General features: G+C 48.1%; 15 protein-coding genes. 8 read left to right on the top strand and 7 right to left on the bottom strand.

Annotation, left to right across the window (positions count from 1 at the left end; all coding sequences use genetic code 11):
• Positions 1 to 127: 127 nt before the first annotated feature.
• On the top strand, positions 128 to 1,747 hold the full coding sequence (locus AC6R10_RS00400; RefSeq protein ID WP_500671160.1) for a glycoside hydrolase family 32 protein: 1,620 nt from the start codon (positions 128 to 130) through the stop codon (positions 1,745 to 1,747).
• A gap of 30 nt (positions 1,748 to 1,777) precedes the next feature.
• Complete coding sequence (locus AC6R10_RS00395; RefSeq protein WP_500671159.1) at positions 1,778 to 3,052, top strand: EAL and HDOD domain-containing protein; 1,275 nt, start codon at positions 1,778 to 1,780, stop codon at positions 3,050 to 3,052.
• A 79-nt stretch (positions 3,053 to 3,131) separates the two neighbouring features.
• Here the strand turns inward: AC6R10_RS00395 and cscK are convergent, their stop codons facing one another.
• Positions 3,132 to 4,058: a fructokinase gene (cscK, locus tag AC6R10_RS00390; protein WP_500671158.1), complete on the bottom strand. Its 927-nt coding sequence runs from the start codon at positions 4,056 to 4,058 to the stop codon at positions 3,132 to 3,134.
• 190 nt (positions 4,059 to 4,248) lie between these two features.
• On the opposite strand from cscK, the gene AC6R10_RS00385 reads away from it, so the two are divergent.
• From AC6R10_RS00385 to AC6R10_RS00375, 3 genes are all read left to right on the top strand, one after another.
• Positions 4,249 to 5,256, top strand: a complete 1,008-nt coding sequence (locus AC6R10_RS00385) for a LacI family DNA-binding transcriptional regulator (RefSeq protein WP_500671157.1) — start codon at positions 4,249 to 4,251, stop codon at positions 5,254 to 5,256.
• Between the two features lie 316 nt (positions 5,257 to 5,572).
• On the top strand, positions 5,573 to 6,817 hold the full coding sequence (locus AC6R10_RS00380; RefSeq protein ID WP_500671156.1) for a thrombospondin type 3 repeat-containing protein: 1,245 nt from the start codon (positions 5,573 to 5,575) through the stop codon (positions 6,815 to 6,817).
• A 37-nt stretch (positions 6,818 to 6,854) separates the two neighbouring features.
• Complete coding sequence (locus tag AC6R10_RS00375; protein ID WP_500671155.1) at positions 6,855 to 8,051, top strand: hypothetical protein; 1,197 nt, start codon at positions 6,855 to 6,857, stop codon at positions 8,049 to 8,051.
• Here the strand turns inward: AC6R10_RS00375 and AC6R10_RS00370 are convergent.
• Positions 8,038 to 8,484: a hypothetical protein gene (locus AC6R10_RS00370; protein ID WP_500671154.1), complete on the bottom strand. Its 447-nt coding sequence runs from the start codon at positions 8,482 to 8,484 to the stop codon at positions 8,038 to 8,040. The two genes, AC6R10_RS00375 and AC6R10_RS00370, sit on opposite strands and share 14 nt — an antisense overlap.
• A gap of 38 nt (positions 8,485 to 8,522) precedes the next feature.
• Positions 8,523 to 9,863 carry an MATE family efflux transporter gene (locus tag AC6R10_RS00365; RefSeq protein ID WP_500671153.1) on the bottom strand — a complete coding sequence of 447 codons (1,341 nt, stop codon included), beginning with the start codon at positions 9,861 to 9,863 and terminating at the stop codon, positions 8,523 to 8,525.
• Between the two features lie 137 nt (positions 9,864 to 10,000).
• On the opposite strand from AC6R10_RS00365, the gene AC6R10_RS00360 reads away from it, so the two are divergent.
• The gene (locus AC6R10_RS00360) at positions 10,001 to 10,954 is read left to right on the top strand and encodes a LysR family transcriptional regulator (protein WP_500671437.1); all 954 of its coding nucleotides are present in this window, start codon (positions 10,001 to 10,003) and stop codon (positions 10,952 to 10,954) included.
• A gap of 18 nt (positions 10,955 to 10,972) precedes the next feature.
• Here AC6R10_RS00360 and AC6R10_RS00355 read toward each other — a convergent pair whose 3' ends face one another.
• The 4 genes from AC6R10_RS00355 to AC6R10_RS00340 all read right to left on the bottom strand — a co-directional run bounded on the left by AC6R10_RS00355 (position 10,973) and on the right by AC6R10_RS00340 (position 16,297).
• Positions 10,973 to 11,929 carry an AEC family transporter gene (locus tag AC6R10_RS00355; RefSeq protein ID WP_500637395.1) on the bottom strand — a complete coding sequence of 319 codons (957 nt, stop codon included), beginning with the start codon at positions 11,927 to 11,929 and terminating at the stop codon, positions 10,973 to 10,975.
• Between the two features lie 164 nt (positions 11,930 to 12,093).
• On the bottom strand, positions 12,094 to 13,722 hold the full coding sequence (locus tag AC6R10_RS00350; RefSeq protein WP_500626844.1) for a polysaccharide lyase 6 family protein: 1,629 nt from the start codon (positions 13,720 to 13,722) through the stop codon (positions 12,094 to 12,096).
• Positions 13,723 to 13,864: 142 nt separating this feature from the next.
• Positions 13,865 to 15,646: a sodium:solute symporter family protein gene (locus tag AC6R10_RS00345; protein WP_500671152.1), complete on the bottom strand. Its 1,782-nt coding sequence runs from the start codon at positions 15,644 to 15,646 to the stop codon at positions 13,865 to 13,867.
• 510 nt (positions 15,647 to 16,156) lie between these two features.
• Entirely contained in the window at positions 16,157 to 16,297 is a 141-nt protein-coding gene (locus tag AC6R10_RS00340) for a hypothetical protein (protein WP_500632453.1), read from the bottom strand.
• A 326-nt stretch (positions 16,298 to 16,623) separates the two neighbouring features.
• Between AC6R10_RS00340 and AC6R10_RS00335 the strand changes: the two genes are divergently transcribed.
• Positions 16,624 to 17,886, top strand: a complete 1,263-nt coding sequence (locus AC6R10_RS00335) for an alginate lyase family protein (protein ID WP_500671151.1) — start codon at positions 16,624 to 16,626, stop codon at positions 17,884 to 17,886.
• 60 nt (positions 17,887 to 17,946) lie between these two features.
• Positions 17,947 to 19,875 (top strand): methyl-accepting chemotaxis protein, encoded by a 1,929-nt coding sequence (locus tag AC6R10_RS00330; protein WP_500671150.1) that lies wholly within the window; start codon positions 17,947 to 17,949, stop codon positions 19,873 to 19,875.
• Positions 19,876 to 19,911: the final 36 nt, after the last annotated feature.

Below are 19,911 nucleotides of genomic sequence, written 5' to 3'. Positions count from 1 at the left end.
CACATGCTATCAAGCACTTAGCCTTAAAACGACCACTGAAGTGCGGTTCATGACGGACTCATTGCTTGCTCAAACCATCATTTTTGATTAATCTTGCAAACGTTCCCAAAATTTTAGGTGTTGAGCCATGTCGTTAGAATACTACGTTGCGCTGTGTGGCGGTGAAGAAAATCTCCTTCGAGTCCTAATCCCCGATAGTCGGTTGATCTTTGCGGTGAAAGAGAGGGATTGCTTGTCAGATGAACTCGACCTCAAGGCCATAAGCCGTGTCGGTGACGAATGGCAAGTAACTTTTGTTCGTCCCTCAGACATAGAAGCCGAGCTTCTCCAGCTTGGGCAAAAGATAGCAAAGCGTCAGCAACGAGCGCTCAGCGAGGCCATGGTGCCTGTCGCGTGCTCATATCGTCCTAAGTGGCACGTTTCTCCGCCGCAAGGGCTTCTCAATGATCCAAATGGCTTTATTTATCATCAAGGGCAATACCACCTCTTCTATCAATGGTACCCGTTTGGTTGCGTGCACAAAGACAAATACTGGGCTCACCTGACCAGTAAAGACTTAGTCAATTGGCATTGGCAGCCAGTGGCATTGACGCCATCGGATTGGTTCGACAGTCATGGCGTATTCTCGGGTCATGCGCTGAGTGATGATGAGACATTAATGCTGTTCTACACAGGTAACACCCGGATTGATGAGCAGCGGGATCGGCACACCACGCAGTGTCTTGCGACTTCAACCGATGGTATTCATTTCACTAAACATGGCCCAGTGATTGAATCGCTACCGCCAGGCGTGACTGCCCATATTCGCGATCCCAAAGTGATACGTCACCAGCAAGAGTGGTTGATGTTGCTCGGCGCGCAAACCACCGATCTGAAGGGGCGCCTGGCGGTGTATCGCTCTGATGACTTGCGCAACTGGACTTTCTCCGCTTTGCATGGTGATGAGCTTGGCGATTTTGGTTATATGTGGGAGTGTCCTGATTGGTTTGATCTTGGTGGGGAGACGTTCGCTGTGCTTGGCCCGCAGGGGATCGAATCGTTCTCGCCTTTTAATACCATTCCTCACCATAACGGCATTGCCCGCGCATCATGGGATGGTCAGCAATTGCAGTTGGAGGATTTTGTACACCTAGATTACGGTTTTGACTTCTATGCGCCCCAAACGCTGTTAACACCTGATGGCCGACGTGTCATGTGTGGCTGGATGGGCTTACCTGATGAGGTGGATCAGCCATCCAGTGACCACGGTTGGGTTCATCAACTGACGGCGCCACGCGAGCTCACTTACAGGGATGGGAAATTGTATCAATGGCCTGTTGAAGAATTGATGCAGCTAATGATAATCTCCAGTACATTAACCTTGTCTAATGTAACTCAGCGTCTCGACGTAAACAGCTATCAGCTAGAAGTTGAACTGCAATGGGGACAGACGTTAAACCTTTTCGAAGGTCATGGGCAAAAGGTAGCTTTGACCGCAGACGCCAACCACCGCCGGTTGGTACTAGATCGCCGTGAGACGCAAAATCGCGCTCAAGATGAATGTCGAGAAGTGCCGCTGACCAGTGATAGCGTTCGTTTACTGATTTTAGTCGACACGTCCAGTGTCGAAATATTCATTAACAGCGGTGAAGCGGTGATGACCTCAAGAGTGTTTGTCGATGCTCAGTCGACGGGCATTTCGGTCACGGGAGCGGCAACCCGTGCTGAACTGAGATATATGAACCAAACGACGGAGCCATTTGTTTAGCGGTTCGTCGAAGTTGATAAAGGGCGACCAATGGCAGTATCGGAATACCTCGCATCGAAGGAAAAACAAGATCAGGGTTTAGCATCCGCAAGTTACTCATTTATAGCACGGCAGCCTATTTTAGATAGTAATCGAGAGATTCATGCCTTTGAACTTTTGTACCGCGACGGTGAGTACAACGGTTTTCCGGTGCATATGGATTCCTCTTTGGCGACGCGAAAGTTGCTTGCGGAGCACTTCCTCAGTTACAAAGCGAGAGTGTTGGAATCCTACAAAGGGTTTGTCAATTTCAGCCAAAGTTGCTTGATAGATGGTGTTCCTTTTGACTTTCCCAGCGATTCTTTAGTGGTGGAAGTATTAGAGCAGTGTCAGCCCGACGAAACGTTGTTTCAAGCGCTCAGCAAGCTTAAGAAAGCAGGTTACACCATCGCATTAGATGATCATGTTTTCGATTCGAACTGGCAACGGTTTTACCCGCTTATCGATATTATTAAAGTCGACATTCAGCAAACTTCCATGCCCAAAAGCGCGCTAATGATTGAGGGTTTAAAACATCTCGATATCACGTTTCTTGCGGAGAAGGTCGAGACAAATGACGAATTTGAAAGGGCCAAAGCGTGTGGCTTCACACTTTTTCAAGGCTACTTTTTTACTAAGCCGGAAATCATAAAGAGTCGAAAAATTAACGCGTCATTTACCGACTTGATGTCATTATCTGAGAAACTCTCAGCAGATATTATTGATTTTGACGAAATTAGCCAAATTGTGGCGAAAAATCCGGTCCTATCACTTCAACTTCTGAATTTCATCAATGGTAGTTGTAAGCTTCGTGCGCCGATTCAATCCGTCAAGCAGGCAGTGGCTTATCTTGGTGAAGACAAGTTGAAGAAGTTTGTCACTTACGTATTGATTTCCTCACTCGCGCCCGGCAAACCAGAAGCTTTGTTTCTCATGTCATTACACAGAGCAAAAATGGCGGAATTGTTGGTGCACTATATGCGTCGATCAAGCCTAAAAAATCTTGCATACCTTTGCGGTTTGCTGTCTCTGATCGATGGCATTCTCGATATAGATATGCGTGAGGCTTTGCAGTATATCCACTTAGATAGCACCATTAAGCAAGCATTGATTTATCGAAGCGGGACTTTGGGGCAGTTAATTGATTTATTTGAATATATTGAAGCGTCAGAGTGGGATAAGATCGATCAGATTCGGCGATCCCTAGACGTGAATGACCAAGATATCATTGGCTGCAATGTTGAGGCGTCAATGTGGCTTAATGAGCTTTCAGTGCAGCCCGATTAGTATTTCTATCAATGATCATTATATCGCCCCATCTGCTCAAAAGAGCCAAACGGGGCGATGAATCCTCCATCAAAGGCGCTTAGAGTGCAGTGATATAATCGCGTAGCGCACTTTCGGATGGCAGTGCGGTCATCGCGCCTTTTTGGGTTGTCGCAAGTGCGCCACAGCCATTGGCCCACTCAACGGCATGATGAATAGCCTCTTGGTTATCCCATTGATCGTATTGAGACAGTTTAGCCAGCAGGCCGCCCACGAACGCATCGCCTGCGCCTGTGGTATCGATGGGTTGAATCGCCTTTCCAGCTTGTAGGGTCTGCGTTCCCTCAAAAACCACCAACGCACCTTTCGCGCCTTGCGTGACGACCACCAAGCGGTTGTTGTTACCCTTAATCGCCTCCAGTCCGGCATCGAGTGTGTGGGTCTGTGTGAGGTACATCAGTTCATCGTCAGAAAACTTAAGCACATCTGCCAACTCAAGCGCTTGGCGAACAACCGGTATAATCTCACTAGGGTTAGCCCACACTTCTTCTCGCAAGTTGGGATCAAAACTCACATAGCCCCGGGCGTGTTTAATTCGACGCATGGCTTCTAAAGTACTACTGCGGCTCGGCTCATTCGCCAGTGCAATAGAGCAGACATGCAGCCAATCTCCGGCTGCAAACTCCGGAATATCACTGGGGAGCAAGAACTGATCGGCACTGGGCTTGACCATAAAGGTGAAGCTGCGCTCACCGCTGTCGTCCAGATCGACGATGACCGTGGATGTGCGCTGTTCATCATCAAGTCGCATGCTCTGTGTGTTGACCTTTTCTGCGGTTAAGGTCTCCTGCATAAATCGGCCCAGTGGGTCGTTCCCTACACGGCCGAAAAATCCACTCTTGCCGCCTAATCTGGCGATGGCAACCGCCACGTTTGCGGGGGCACCGCCCGGACATTTTAAGTAGGTGGTGTCGGAATCTGGAATCAGGTCAACAACCGCGTCACCTGTCACCCAAATCATGCTCATGTTCTGTTCCTCGCATAAATAAATATTGGCCTATTATAAAGCTAAATCGGTTTAGCTAAACGCTAAACGGATTGTTTTGTGGTTTAGATCGTTCTATTTCTGACAAAAATCGGCCCAGGTAGAGTAAAGATAGTATTTCCTCCCCAGCGGGGTAAGATAAGGACCGATTTTGAGGAAAGAAAGGCTGAGGGTGATGAGCAAAAGGCCCAAATTGGCAGACATCGCTGCGTTGGCAGGGGTGTCGAAATCGACGGTGAGTTTTGTGCTTAACGGACATGCAAAGAAACACCGAATTCATGCAGAGACGGTTGAAAGGGTACTAGCGGTAGCCAAAGAGCACAACTACGCCCCCAGTTTGTACGCACGGGCGTTAAAATCAAGTCGTACCTACAGCGTCGGCTTAGTGATTCCCGATATCCTCAATATGGGGTTCGCCACTATTGCCAAAAGGCTTGAGCAGCTAAGCCGAGAAGTGGGCTACCAACTCTTGATAGTCTCTTCAGAAGACGATGCCGATATGGAGCAAAGCGTCATCAAACACTTGCTGGAGCGCCAAGTAGACCTACTGCTGGTGGCCAGTGCAGCGAAAAATGCCGACTTTTTACTAGATGTGAATCAACACACGCCCGTCATCACCTTTGACCGCGTATTTGAAGACAGCTCACTTTGTGGGGTGAAAAGTGATGCGACTGCCGCCACAAAGCAGGTGGTGGCAAAACTGTGTCACGAGCGCAGCGAGTGTGTTTATATCGGCGGGCAGCTTACGCTCTCTACTAGCCAAGAACGATTTGAGGGGTATCGACAAGGATTAATGAGCGCAGGGCTCGATTATCAGCCACAGCATGTGTTGATCAAAGATTATCAACCTCAAAGTGGCTATGATCTGATTGAGCAGGCGCACCGGTCTATGGGCCGCTTGCCCCAAACGGTTTTTACCGCCTCATATTCCATTTTAGAGGGCGTGCTCCGTTATCTCAGTGAATACAAACTATTGAATACCGACATTCGTCTCGCGACGTTTGATAACTATTCGATCCTTGATTGTCTGCCGTTGGCGATCGATTCCATTGAGCAAGATTGTGAGCAAATTGCACTGGCACTGTTTGAGTGTGGCCAATCCATACTGGAGCAAAAGGATGACGTTTTATCCAACCCTTACGTCATTCCTGCGAAAGTCCATCTACGGTGTATGGATTAGGTATGAGAAGCCGCACAAATTCAAGTCTAAAAGTGTGATTGCTATCAAATCTTAAGTATCTTATGCGCATAAAAACGGTTGTTCGTAAGTATTTGTTAATGCTTGTTTGTCAGGGGGTTGTAAAAACAGGTCATTTTTAATGACTTTCTGGTGGTAGTGCGAGATGCCCATAATATGTTGTTTTTATATCTATTTTAATTTGTCAATACATAAAATGATTGATTTATTGTGACTTGGTTTGCGAATTTGAAATAGATAAAAAACATTCCTATCGTTTTCACCTGTTAGTTGTGCAATAACATGGATAGGCATAGGTATGCATAATATAAAGGTGATACCTCTCGGGATAGCCATCTTGGGAGTGCTAGCGGGGTGCGACAACGGCAGCTCCCCACCGACAGAAGCGTCATCATACAGTGTCACAGCCATAGATGGTTATCTCAATGGCGCACGTGTGTGGTTAGACTTAAACCGAAACTTTGAGCTCGATGATGGCGAGCCCAACGCAGTGACTGGCGAAGGCGGTGTCGCTGAACTCGATGTGACTGGCGTAGATAACCCAGAACAATACCCCGTAGTCGTTCAGGCTATTGCGGGACAAACGACAGACGAAGATCAAGGTGTGGTGACAGAAAATTACGTCATGTCAGCACCGGCAGGTGAAACGGCTGTCACCCCTCTCTCAACCATCGTGCACAACGTGCTCGAACAAAACCCTTCTTTTACCAAATCTGAAGCCACGCAACAAGTTGCTAACGAACTTGGGATCGCATCGGATGATGTACTTGGTGATTTTATTGCTGGTGGCGCTTCAAAAGCGAAATACGCTGCGGAGCAGATCGTCAGCTTGGGCGTCTTGCCACAAGAGCCTGCTGAGCTTAAACAGGCGGCAACCTCAACGGACAGTGCGTCGAGCAAATTTAAAATTATTGTCGCAGCGGCCAATGAGGAAATCAAAGCCATTTTGGACACGGTCAGCGACGAGCAGAGCGCCGAGGAGATTGAAACCGAACTCAATACTAAAATGCCACCGGAAAAACCCACAGATAGCGATGGCGACGGTGTTGGCGATGAAGATGATTTATTCCCAGAAGATGCCAACGAGTGGGCTGATGAAGATGGTGACGAGCTTGGCGACAACCTAGCCGACCAATACCCCAACGACACCGACAATGATGGTTACAACAACGATGTGGATCAGTACCCCACAGATAGCACTCGAGCCGGTGATGATGACGAAGATGGATTCGATAATCTCGACGATGAGTTTCCAAACGATGCGACCAAGGCAGGGGACTCAGACGGTGACGGAGTCGATAGTGTCGATGACTGGGCGCCTGAAAATCCCGATGAGTGGGAAGACTCAGACAACGACGGTACGGGGAACAACGGTGATACCGATGACGACAATGATCTTGTCCTAGATGATGTTGATAACTGTCCGCTTGTATCAAATGAAGATCAGGCAGACAGTGATAACGATGGCATCGGTGATGTGTGTGATGAAGACAACGGCTTCACTTGGGATGATTCAAATTGGGATGAAGCGACTTGGCAGTAACTCGCCAAAGCGATGGTAAAATTGAAAGGAAAGTATCATGAAAAACACTAACAAACTCGTGTTGGCGGCGGCGATCAGTCACTTAGTTGCGTTCAGTGCTTACGCTGCGGTCCCACATACATTCAGTTCAGGCGAAGCTGCACTGGCGAGTGAGGTCAATGCAAACTTTAGCGATTTAGATCAGCGTTTGACGACACTAGAGAACGGCTCAGGTTCAAGTGGAGACGGGACGGGATCTGCTCCTTATACAACGATAGAGATTGATTGTAGTAGTGACTCAACCGCACTTGCCACAGCCGTTGACGCATCGCGCAATACGACAACACGTACAACATATAACATTACCGGCAGTTGTGATGGCGCTTATATTGTGCGAAACGATGTGAAGATTGTCGGTACTGGTGGAGCTATGATAGGACCAATCTTGGGAGATGATTGGGACGGTGAGTCACTGTATATTGATGGTCAATCCACAGTAAGAGTGTTCGACGTTACCTTGACAGGTACAGTTTATGCTCGCAATAGTTCAGCAGTGCGTTTGCAAAATGTTGTACTTCCCGTTCCGGCTATGGATGGTGACGAATACGAGCGAAATGTCGATATTCGCTCTTCCTACCTGAGAATCAATGCCGGTACGGTAGAGAACCTCTCTTTGCACGCTTCCCGCAACTCAACGGTAGACATCAAAAGCAGCGTTACCGGTGATGGCTTGATGCTCATTTCTGACGCGAACTCAACCATTACCCTTGATAGCCCAGACGTTTCTTTCGAGTACATTGTCGCGGTGGGGAGTTCTGTCATTAAGGGCCCACTACTATCCGCCACGGAAATCATCTCTGAGGGTGCCTCATACATTGAAGCTGATGAATTGGTTGTCGGTGAGTTTTTAGATATTTGGGGCAGTGCGCGTGTCGCCGTATGGGGTGACGTGACCGTTGAAAACGACACCGGTGACGGTATCAGTGTTTACCAAAACAGTTCTTTAGTTGTCGACGGCAGCATTACAACCAACATCATGGAATGTTCCAATTCGTCATCGTTTGAAGTTGAAGGCAACATTACATTGGAATCGACACTACCTTGGAGCGATGTATGGGGTTTGGCAGTGCAACGTGGGTGTCATGGCAAGTTTGGTAGCTCCGATGACGGCGGCACTTTGACTGGTGGTGTATTCGTAGATCAATTCTCATCTCTGCACGATGCGGACTGGATGCAAGTCTCTACATCGGAATAACGAGATTGATAGCGTTGAACCGAGCATAGATGGAGGTTCGGGTCTGATACCACTCGGCGGGCATGGCGTTTAGCAGGCCCGCCTTTTTTAATTGGTTCTTTTCGGCTTTGGTGATGACAACAAAATGCAGCAAACTTTGCAGTAGTCGCCTTAGCAGCGGTTTGGTCAGCTCACCGTCTCGCCAGTGGCGTTTGATCTCACCCACCACCACGGCATAAGGGACGACAGGTTCTAGCTCACACCCTTTGATGTGTTTGACCTGCAAAGAGCGAGGGGCACTCGAGCGCAATTGCTCCCAGTCTGCTTTTCCTTGTCTCGTCACCAAACCGTGAGCAAGGCAGTGGTAACTGAGTAGAAATCGTTCGATGTGCATCCAACGCTCAGTCGATACTTCCAGCCAGATGTGTTCAAACTCAATATCAATATCGGTCATGATTTGGGACATTAGGGTGAAAACCGCGAGTGTAGCGATTAACTGACCGCGTGCGCAAGTTCAACGGTTTGACTCTGCTTGCGTACCGCCGCAATTAATTGTGCGAGCAGCAGTACGCCCGTCACCGCTAGACCAATGCCGATCCCCGCCCAAATCCCTTCGAGTTGATGGTGTTTCATCAACAGCCAAGCTGCAGGCAGACCGAACAACCAGTAGCCGATCGCGGTCATGATGGTCGGAGCAATCACGATTTTCATGCCGCGCAGTAGATTGATCGCCAGCAGTTGCCAAGCATCCACAACAAACGACAGCGCCACGACCCAGAGCACTGAGACCAACAAGGCGCTGAGGTCTGCACTCAAATTGAATAGATGAGCGATGCCTTCTGGCCAGAGCATAAATCCGCCTGCCAGAATGACGCTAACCACGGTGGTGATCGTAAAGCTACGTATGGCGGTTTGTTTAATGCCGCTATAGTTCTGCGCACCAAAATCTTGGCCTACCAGTATCGCGGCGGCTTGGGAGAAGCCGAAATTGACGTTCCATGTAAAGCTCAAGCATTGAAGCAGAATTTGATGCAGTGCAAGAGCGCTGATGCTGATGGCGCCTGCCATCAAGGTACCGCCATAGATCAAGCCGTGCTCAAGCAAGGCTGCAATGGCGATAGGCAATCCCATAGAGAGTAGGGGAATCATGAGCTTGAGCGAGTACTCATCACGATTTAGCCAAGGGGCATACGGGCGATATTTTTCGCTGCTAAAGACCCAGTAGCCATAGCCAAGCATAACACTAAAGGCAGAGAGCGCCGTGCCTGCGCCTAGACCAGCGAGACCAAAATCGAAGGTAAAAGCGAGGAGGTAGCTGATGGGCACATTGAGCGTGACGGTGAGCAGAGACATCACCATGATTGAACGCACATTGCCAAGCGCGCTTGTTAGACCACGCAGTACCAGGAGGATCAAAGAGGGCAGCATCGCCCATTTCAAGGTATTCACGTAAGTCATGGCGAGCTCAACCAGTTCGTCGGGCTGCTTGGCGTAACTCAGTAAAGAGGGTACCCATTGGAAGGCGACCATTAATAGCACAGAGAGCGTGAGCGAGAGCAGCACCGCGCCTTTCACTGCGAAGCGAATTTGTTGGTTGCCATACTCCGGGCGCGCAATTCTTTGCCCATATGCAATCGCAATCAGGTTTGCCACGCATCCAACGGTACTGCTAGCAACGATAAAAACAAACGAGTAGACCGACGCGCCTAAACCGCCAGCGGCGATGGCGGTCATACTCAGGCGTGACATCATCCAGACATCCGTCAATACCAGTGCCATCGCAATCAGTTGCGACACGATAAGGGGCAGCGCCAGTTTTAAAATGGTATTCATAATGTTCTCGATCTTGACTGTGTGCTGTCACGATTTTTTTCGTGATCTCTATCACGCTAAGTTAGTGGTTGTTCATCTGGTTTTCAAATGACATTTATGTCACTCTGCTATGATCTGAAATCATGCGAGTAAAGAGTGTGCACCCTTACCCGAGTCTCCCGTATTCTCATAACGCGCTGAAAGTGTTCGAGTCAGTGGCAAGGTTGATGAGCTTTACCAAAGCGGCGCAAGAGCTGCATGTGACGCAAAGTGCAGTAAGCCGTCAAATCAAGCAACTGGAAGATGATCTCAATTCATCCTTAATTGTTCGTCAGCATCGGGCGATATCATTGACGCCGCGCGGAAAAGAGTTGTTTGAGGTGCTGCGTAAAAACTACCAGTCCCTCTCTTATTTGATCGCATCTTGGCAGGCGCCGACAAGAAAACGAATTGTGATTAAAAGTGCGCTAAGCTACGCAACGCGCGTCTTACTGCCTAAGGTGGAGATGCTCAATCAACGTTACCCCGATCATGAGGTGGTGATCATTCCCTCTGTTGAGGAAGACCCGGACTTGAGCCATGAAGGTTGCGATCTGCTTATCATCAACACCCAGCGTCGTGAGCAGTATCAGGGTCAGAAGGGCGTCACCTTTCTGCGTGATGAATACATGGCACCAGTCTATGCACAATCGATGTCTGAGCGTCGGATCACCCAACAGGATGTACTCAGATTGCCCCACCTTCATGCCACATTGGAGCATCAAGATTGGAATATCTGGCTGAACAACGCGGGGTTAGATGGCGAGAAACAAGGTCGCGATACTGTGTTCTTTAGTTTGGATTTGGCCCTCAGTGCTTGCTTGTCCGGCCAAGGCGTGACCGTCACGGATTTGTTGTTGGTCTTGCCGGAGCTGCAGCGTGGCTTTTTACAATGCCCCGAAGGGTTGGCGCTGCAACATAGTCATTGGTGTTACTTTTGTTACCGGAATCAAGATGACCCATTAAGTCAAGAAATCTTGGAGTGGCTGGTGGCACAAACAGAGCAAGAGAGGGCACTGCTGCGCCGCCTAGCGCATGAGCACGGTTGGGGATTAGAGAGCGTCAGCTTATAAGTGTCATTGGCAACGGCGTTAAAACGCATCAAGGCCAATCAGAATCATGACACCTAGGGTACATGTGAACGTTGAGACGACGGTGGTCAAGGCGATGATGTTGGCAGCAAGTGTTGCGTTACCTCCCATTGAGCGTGCCATTACATAACTGGCGGCGGCCACCGGAGAGGCGTTCATGAAGAACAGTATCCCCAGCTCTACTCCGCGAAATCCCCACCAATAGCCAGCACCTGTGATGGCGATAGGGGCGAGCACCAGTTTGTAGCCGGTCGCAAACCAGGTTGGCTTTTGATCGCTCTTCATCGACGAGAGATTGAGCGACCCACCGGTACAGAGCAAGGCCAAAGGGAGCGTCATACGCGCTAAATAGTCACCTGCGTCAACGGCCACCTTAGGGACGGGAATAGATAATAGATAGAACACCACGCCGGTGACGATAGCGATGATCAGTGGGTTTTTGGTCAGGGTTTTGACCATCACTTTTGCTGCCTGGGTGCCAGATGTCTGCCCGCGAGGGGTTAAGCAAATCACCGCTTGAACGTTATAGATAAAGGTTGTCGCAGCGACGTAGAGCGCGGCTTGTGCGACGCCTTGATCGCCAAAGGCGTTGGCCACATAAGCGATACCTATGATGGCGGTGTTGGCGCGATAGCCACCTTGGACAATCACCCCTTTATCCGCTGAGCCAGCAAAAGCACCGTTGACGGAGAGTGTGGTGAAAATGAAAAATGCCACACTGGCAATGGCACCAAAGCCGATAAATCGCCCGGCTGAGACGAAGTCGTGATCGGAGATGACGATACTCAAAAAGAGCATGGCAGGTAGGCAGACTTGAAACACCAGCTTTGACGCGACATCGATAAAATTGTCGTTGATCAAACCGATGCGCTTAAACGCCACACCCAATACCAGCATCAAGCAAATAGGGCCGGTAATGGAAAGTGAGAACTGTAACTGACTAACAATGGCGTCCATGCGTGATCCGATTATGAAGAAATAAGTGGAGAAGAATCCACAACATAGCGATTAGTTGGCGAGATCACAATAGCGACATCTTACCAAGGTGAAAAACAGTCAAGCCTGGTGTTCTCACCAGGCTTGTTAGGCGCAGCGTGTTTGCTTGAGTGTCTCAATATGGGTTACTTGAGTTTTACCGCATTGATGAGTCGATAGCTCGGTCCTGCGACCTCAGCGGTGATCACGCTCAGCGATTCGACGTTCGCACCTGCACCTTCGTAGGCATAAAAACCACCAATTTGTGTTTTGCTTGGCAGCGTCGCACTGTAATCATCGATCTGTTCTTTAGCCGTGACTGTGCCGGCGTAGAATTCATTGTGATAGGTCGCGTTGACCAGTGGGTGTTCATCAGTCGCTCGTACACTAACAAATTCTGGATTGCGCGTATTGTCGACCACGTTTGAGTCGAAATCCACATCTACGCCTGTGTAGATGGTATCGACGACGTCATTGTTAAACAGGCTAACACGGTGCGTTTGATTGCCGTAGACCATACCCCACTCAGTATCCACTAAGGTGTTGTGGTGAATCTGAATATTTTTCGGTGTCCACTGCTTGTTGAGTTCTTTCCCTTTTACCGCTTGATCCAGTACTTCACCGTTCGCCACATCAATGATGCCCGTGTTGATCACGACACCGCCGCGCAAATCGGCATTGCCCTCTATCAATCCATCACGTCCACGGGTACCTGAGATGTAATTATTGCTGATCACATGGTCTTCGTCATAAATGCGAATGCCGCCAGTCAGCAATTTCTCATTACCGACGATGATGTTGCTGTCGACAGTGTTGGCTTTACCGTGACGCAGCGAGATCAGTGCTGCACTTTCAAAAATGGTATTGCGCGCAATGGTGTTACCGCCAGATTTGATGGAAATCAGCTCTCGCTCACCATCCATATTGATCAGCAGGTTATCGACAAACTGAGAGTTCGAAGGCCACTGAGAAGATTTAGAATCACCAATGCGAATCGCTTCCCAGCTATTGCCGTTGTAGCGAATGGCTTCTTTGATATCCAACTCATTGAACTGATTCTGTTGCTGATCGAGGAAAATGTTATGGGCGATCAAGTGGTTATCCGGCGTGTCGTCTTTTTGAACGCCAATTAACGTGCCACGCTTTTGCTTACCTTCAAATTGGTTGTTGATGACTTTACCGTCTTTGCCCCATAGTGATAACCATAGGTACTTCGGGTACTCAGAGCGGCGTTCATCTGGCTCATACGCATAGTCATGGTTGAAGTAGTAGAAGGTTGAGTTTTGCAAGGTATTGCGATCGCCCATCATACGTACTGCACCAAAGCGCTCGGCTGGACCACCTTCCGTAAAGACCAAACCATCAAGAGTGATGTCGTCACCTTCAAGGACAAACTGCACTAAGCCTGTAAGCCACGCGCTGCCTGCTTGCTCTGTGTTGATGGTGATGTTGTTGGCAGAAATCGTGACGACACCAAGATCTGCATATTTGCCAGCAGGCAGAGTGACAGTGTCACCATCTGCTGCATTTTCCAGTTGGGCTTTGAGTGTTGCGGTCTCTTGCGCTGAATGTTCAATCAACGCACTGCCGTCAACGCTATCGAGTCTCGTTGTTGAAAGAAGGTAGTCTCGGGTCAGCGTGTGTGCAGAGATATCCGACGTGGCGGGTGTGGGTGCATCTAGGGCTAGCTCATTTGATTGTGTGGTCGTGCATGCTGTCAAAGTAACAACAGAAAGAGAGGCGGCAATCACGCCCGCCAGTAGAGTTTTTTTCATTGTTGAACTCGTCTACTTAGGTAAGGAAACATACTCAAAGCGTCTTATGTGATGGAGGAAAATGGGGGTGATACAAAACGCCTTGAGTATGTAAGGCGGCCGAAGCCGCCTTGATTAAGAGAGTTACGCCGAAAGAGAGCATTTATGCTGTCGCTGATTTTGACTCTTTTTTGTCTTCAACGCTCTGATCGACCGCTTTGACCAGCAGTAGACCAACACCCATGACAATGGCGCCGCAGAGAATAAAGATGAAGCGTCCCCATAGCGGGTTAGGCAGTAAGAACATCGCCATCACACCCACACCCGCTACTGCGATAAGAGAACCCAGCATACGACGTTGTTTGTTGTCGAGTTTCTTCTGTTCCGTTGACTCAGAAACCAGTGGTGTTGCCAAGTTTTCGAAGAACTTGTCGACGTTCTTCTGGCGCTCTTCAGAAAGAGGCTTGTAGAACAGGGTAGTTAGGATAAAGAAGCCGCCTGTAAACACTAGGTGTCCAATCAGACCAATCGCCACTTTCAAGTCAGACCATTCACGACCTGTTAGTGGTTCAAGGTTGAACCAGTTTGCGACCATTTCTGCATTGATCACAAAGCCCACGTAGTAAGAGACGATAGCACCGACAACCAGCGTACCCCAGCCAGCCCAGTCCGGAGTTTTCTTGATAAAGAAGCCAAGGAAAGCAGGGATGGTCATTGGGAAGCCAATCAAAGCACCTACGTACATCATGGTATCAAACAGGCTCAAACCTTTGAGTGAGTTGATAAATAGTGCAACGAGAATGATCGCAATACCGAAGAAGGTAGAAGTCAGTTTCGATACAAGCACCAACTCTTTCTCTGTCGCGTCTTTACGCAAAATCGGTTGGTAGAAGTTCTTAACGAAAATACCAGAGTTGCGGTTGAGGCCAGAGTCCATGGATGACATGGTCGCAGCGAACATAGCCGCAATCAGTAGACCAACCATACCCGCTGGCATGTACTCTTGCACAAAGTAGAGGTAAGCAAAGTCACCCGCTTTCTTGCCTGCTTCAGGGTATTGCATCGCTAGGTCGACACCTTGACCAGCAATAAACCAAGACGGCATGAACCAAATCAGTGGGCCCATTGTCATCAAAATGCACGCCAGTAGAGCGGCTTTCTTCGCATTTTTGGAGTCTTTTGCCGCCAAGTAGCGGTAAGAGTTCAACATGTTGTTGGTGATGCTGAACTGCTTGAAGAAGATAAAGAATGCCCAGATACCAAAGATGCTTAGGTAGTTGAGGTTGTTACCTGAAACAAACGACGCGCCTTCTTGTACAGGGAAGTTGCTGACGATCTCACCGACACCACCGCCTTGGATGATTGCCACCACCGCACACGTCACGGTTACCGCCATAATGATCACCATCTGCATGAAGTCAGAGGCAATTACCGCCCAAGAGCCGCCGGTGACCGACATCACCAATACAACCAGACCAGTAATAATAATGGTGGTGGTCATATCAAAGCCGAAAATACCAGAAGCAATGATCGCTAGGCCGTTTAGCCAAATACCGGCTGAAATAACGCTGTTTGGCATACCAGACCAAGTAAAGACTTGCTCGTTGAAGTTACCAAAACGCATGCGAATCGCTTCAATGACCGTAACAACGCGAAGTTGGCGGAATTTCGGTGCAAAGTAGAGGTAGTTCATCAAGTAGCCAAACGCGTTGGCAAGGAAGATAACGGCTACCGCAAAACCGTCTGCGTAGGCTTTACCCGCTGCACCGGTGAAGGTCCATGCACTGAACTGCGTCATAAACGCTGTTGCACCAACCATCCACCACAACATACTGCCGCCCCCGCGGAAGTAATCACTGGTGTTACTGGTAAAGGTTCTGAACATCCAACCTATTGCTATCAAGAATAGGAAATAGATGCCGACAATAATTGTATTGAGTTCCATCTTTTGACCTTTGTAATGTTATGTAATGTCACCTCCCTATGTTATCTAGCTCCTTATTTATTTGTACTACAATAACTCAAAAATGTGACCAGTGATCTAGGAGTGATGGATCAATAAATCATACAAGTGATCGAGATCGAATCTCTAAACATTCAATAATCTCGGGAGGGTAGGGGATTGCTCGAGTGAGATGAAATTGAAACGGCGTTTTAATTGTATGATTTAAGTTAGGGGAGAGAAGAGGATAAAAAAACGCCCACATATTGCCTGTAATATGTGGGCGCAAACGGTATGGGTACCGTCTGGATAATCACCATCGTCGTTACACTTAAACCAGTGATACACACCAAGACGCAAAGACGGAACGGGGGTGAGCGATGTCCTGTCTTTTGAGCCGTGGTTGCAGCACCAGATCTTCGAGCGTTTAAGCTGCCGGAGCGAGGCTGTGTCCAGAAAATATTATTGTTAATTAGGTTGGGAGCGAACTTAAAACTCACTTCGTTGCTTGTTTCACTGAGTTGATAGCATCGACAATGCCAATAACACCTTAGAAACAAACAGCAATAATACGGTTGCGACCATCAACACACGTGCACTTAATACCAGCGTTCCAATCAAACTTGCTTTGAGCATGGTGGTCAAAGTTTGCATTGTTTGGTCGCTATTCCTGCCTTAGTGCGTTGTTCAGTCGTCTTTTTTGCTAACTGTTCAACATCCAACGCTGCGTATAGTAATGTATGACTATTAAAAATGAAACTGTTTTTTATAAAAATCAAATCAAGCGCACATTTTTTGTTCAGTGACGATTCGCCACTTCTTGTCATCACCCCGTACAATCAGTCACTTAGCAAAATCAAAGCCCAAATGATGATGGGGCTGTCACTGCTTTGTTACCAAAATCGGAAATGAATCACAGAAACATTTTATTTCCTTGTTAGTATTTTAATACTACAAATAATCAAAAAACAAGGAAAAACATGAAATTTAATGTGAAACCTCTACGTCTTGCCGCTATCGTGTCGACGGCTCTGTTAAGCAGCCAAGCGTTGTCAGCGAATTTTGTCTTTTTGGATCAGGATGTCATCGAAAAAAATCGCGCCGTTCTCCATTCCCAAGAGGCACCGGATTCGATGAAAGTGGCGTATCAACGTCTGCTGGAAGAAGCGGAATTTGCGATGCAAGACGGACCTTTCTCAGTCGTTGATAAGGGAATGACACCGCCAAGTGGCAGCAAGAATGACTATTTGAGCATTAGCCCATATTGGTGGCCAGATGACACTAAAGCTGATGGCTTACCTTGGATACGTCATGATGGCAAAACCAACCCAGCGTCGAAAACTAATGAGACAGACTCAAGACGAATTGGCCACTTTACCCGCTCGGTTAGAGCGCTGGCGCTGGCTTACTACTTCAGTCAAGAAGAGCAATATGCTCAAAAGGCAATCGAATACATTCGCACTTGGTATATCGACCCAAAGACCAAAATGAACCCCAATGTGAACTTTGGTCAGGGTGTCCCGGGGCGCGCGGAAGGACGCCGAAGTGGAATTATTGATACACGCACCTTGGCCGATCGCATGCTCGATGCCATCGCGATTGTTTCAACATCGTCTGCTTGGACCGAAGGCGATGAGCAAAGCATTCAACAGTGGTACAGCGATTACTTAGATTGGCTCATCGTCGATGATTTGGCGGGTGGACCAAAGGGTGAAGCTTACGCACCGAACAATCATGGTACTTGGTATGACTACCAAGTCGGTGGTATCGCCTACTTCTTAGGCAATGAAGCACTGACGAAACAGATGGTGCAAAAAGGTAAGATGCGCGTCGACACCCAATTTGACGCCGATGGTTCACAGCCGCACGAAATCTCTCGCACGCGTGCTTATCACTATCACTATTTTAGTCTCGATCCATTGGTTGGCCTGGCCCAGCTTGGCGATAAAGTCGGGATTGACTTGTGGCACTATCAAAACGACAAGGGCGGTTCATTAGTTAAGGGCATTCAACTGATGGCCAATTACCACGATCCCGCCGCCCCTTGGCCTTACACCGCCAAAGACAATCCTCGGCGTGTTGAGCGCATGACCCCTCTTTACCTCAAAGGTGGCATCGCCACGGGTAACCAGGAATGGGTCAACCTCGCCAAGCAAACTAACTTTGATGCCTATACGGTCAAGAAAAATCTTGCCGAAGTCTGGGCTCAACGGGACATTGAGTTGCTTTACCAACCTTACTAGTCATGTTTCGGCCTCTAATCGAGGCCTTTTTGTTGTCTATTCATTATACGGTGCATCTTCATGTATAAACGATTAAAACTCGGCTTTAAAGCCAAACTTATGCTGACCGTCTTGACCACGGCGGCGGGTTCATTGTTGGTGACTCACTACCTGTCTTATCTTCAACTTAGTGAGCAGGTTGAACGTCGAATTGTCGCAGATATCCACACTGCACTTGATAAAAAGGTGGATGAACTCGAATCGAACATTGAAAGAACGATCGATACGGTGGTTGCTTTGGCAAAAGAGTACGAAAGCGGTTATGTCGAAGACATTCGTAACGAAAAATTGGTCTATCTTGCGTATCAACTCGGTGGTATCGAGAAAATAATGGTGGGTTTTGATGATGGTCGTTCATTCACATCAAGGCCATCTGAAGAATCATTTCCGAATGGGATTGGTATCAAAAGTAAGTACGATCCAACTGCCAGACCTTGGTACAAGGAAGCCAAGAAAAAACGTGGACTCGGCTTTAGTGACGTGTTTTTCACAAAAAGTGACCGAAGTCCGATGATAGGTGTAACTTATACGTTAGATAATGGCGTGATTTTGGGAGACATCCGTTTCTCTGGTATTACCCAACAATTGACCGATCTTGAACGTGTCAATGGAGCACGAGCGTTGGTTGTGGATCAAAAAGGGTTGATTATTGCGTCGACGATTGATGGCGTCGCGGCACAAACCTCAATAGCAGACAGTGAAATCGCGCCATACTTAGAAGGCTTGAAGAGCACATCACAAAATGGGGCATTTGTGCCGGCGGTGCTAGGAGATACTCATGCTCTTATGTTTGCTACCTCCATTGACGTGGGGCAACATTCGCAGTGGCAACTTATCGCGGTGATGGATAAAGCAATCGCGCTCTCAGAACTTAGTTCAGCAAGTCGACACTCCTTCCTGACTATGCTCGCTGCCTTGTCGGTCACTATGTTTATCGTGTTAGTGTTGCTTCATCACATCTATCGACCCATCACGGACTTGAAAGTGTTGGTTAAAGACCTTTCCAGAGGAGAAGGCGATCTCACACAAAGACTCGATGTCAGAGCCCACGGTGATCTAGCAGAAATAGCCGACGGCTTTAATACGTTCATTTGCAATATTCAAAGTATGTTGCAAGAGCTCAGAAGTGCTACGCGTTCTTTGTCTAAGAGTACCTCTGAAATTGAGCAAAGCTGTCAATTGTCCCACTCGGTGTTACATACCCATTCTGGTGAAACGACCCAAATTGTGACTGCGGTGGATGAGCTCGCACAAACGTCAAAAGTCGTCGAGCAGCATTCGGAATCGGCGGCGGCGACAGCCAATCAAGCGACGAAGTTGAGTGATGAATCCAAAGCGATCAACAGCGAAACTCGCACCCACATTGAAGAACTCGAAAAGTTGATTGGCAGTACGTTTCAAGATATCAACGAAATGGCGAACGAGGCTCAAAGTATCCAATCGATTGTAACAGTGATTGGCGGCATCGCGGAACAAACCAACTTGTTGGCATTAAATGCGTCTATCGAAGCGGCCCGAGCCGGAGAGCATGGGCGAGGTTTTGCTGTTGTTGCTGACGAAGTGCGTGCGTTAGCTAACCGCACGCAAACGAGCACTTCGGAGATTGATTTTGCGTTAACCAAGCTAAGTCATAAATCGAGTAGCCTGGTTCTGTCGATTGAACAAACCAAAGAGCAATGTTTAGCCACGCGTTTAGAGATCGAACACGCAGTGGATATGCTTCACAAGCTAGATAATGAAATAGACATCATTAACCAATTTAATAGTCAAATTTCCCATTCTTCCAGCGAGCAAAATACGGTCATTCAGTCTGTGAATGTTAATATTCATAAGATTAATGATCTTGTTAACGAGCTAAACACCGTCAGTGAAAACCAAGTCAGCGAAGCGAGCAACATCCAGAGCTTAAATGGTGAGGTAGACACGTTAATCGCTAGATTTAAGATCTAAATCTTCCATCATATCGACTGGCCTACTCTCTTTTCT

This window comes from Vibrio sp. R12-SG2-ISO1, from assembly GCF_059834045.1.
The sequence above is the reverse complement of the archived record's forward strand: the minus strand, read 5'-3'. Positions and strand labels throughout refer to the sequence as shown.

Bases quoted from the DNA above. Each gene is read 5' to 3' on its own strand.
- AC6R10_RS00400 (WP_500671160.1), top strand. From the start codon at position 128: ATGTCGTTAGAATACTACGTTGCGCTGTGTGGCGGTGAAGAAAATCTC.
- AC6R10_RS00395 (WP_500671159.1), top strand. From the start codon at position 1,778: ATGGCAGTATCGGAATACCTCGCATCGAAGGAAAAACAAGATCAGGGT.
- cscK (WP_500671158.1), bottom strand. From the start codon at position 4,058: ATGAGCATGATTTGGGTGACAGGTGACGCGGTTGTTGACCTGATTCCA.
- AC6R10_RS00380 (WP_500671156.1), top strand. From the start codon at position 5,573: ATGCATAATATAAAGGTGATACCTCTCGGGATAGCCATCTTGGGAGTG.
- AC6R10_RS00375 (WP_500671155.1), top strand. From the start codon at position 6,855: ATGAAAAACACTAACAAACTCGTGTTGGCGGCGGCGATCAGTCACTTA.
- AC6R10_RS00370 (WP_500671154.1), bottom strand. From the start codon at position 8,484: ATGACCGATATTGATATTGAGTTTGAACACATCTGGCTGGAAGTATCG.
- AC6R10_RS00365 (WP_500671153.1), bottom strand. From the start codon at position 9,863: ATGAATACCATTTTAAAACTGGCGCTGCCCCTTATCGTGTCGCAACTG.
- AC6R10_RS00355 (WP_500637395.1), bottom strand. From the start codon at position 11,929: ATGGACGCCATTGTTAGTCAGTTACAGTTCTCACTTTCCATTACCGGC.
- AC6R10_RS00350 (WP_500626844.1), bottom strand. From the start codon at position 13,722: ATGAAAAAAACTCTACTGGCGGGCGTGATTGCCGCCTCTCTTTCTGTT.
- AC6R10_RS00345 (WP_500671152.1), bottom strand. From the start codon at position 15,646: ATGGAACTCAATACAATTATTGTCGGCATCTATTTCCTATTCTTGATA.
- AC6R10_RS00340 (WP_500632453.1), bottom strand. From the start codon at position 16,297: ATGCAAACTTTGACCACCATGCTCAAAGCAAGTTTGATTGGAACGCTG.
- AC6R10_RS00335 (WP_500671151.1), top strand. From the start codon at position 16,624: ATGAAATTTAATGTGAAACCTCTACGTCTTGCCGCTATCGTGTCGACG.
- AC6R10_RS00330 (WP_500671150.1), top strand. From the start codon at position 17,947: ATGTATAAACGATTAAAACTCGGCTTTAAAGCCAAACTTATGCTGACC.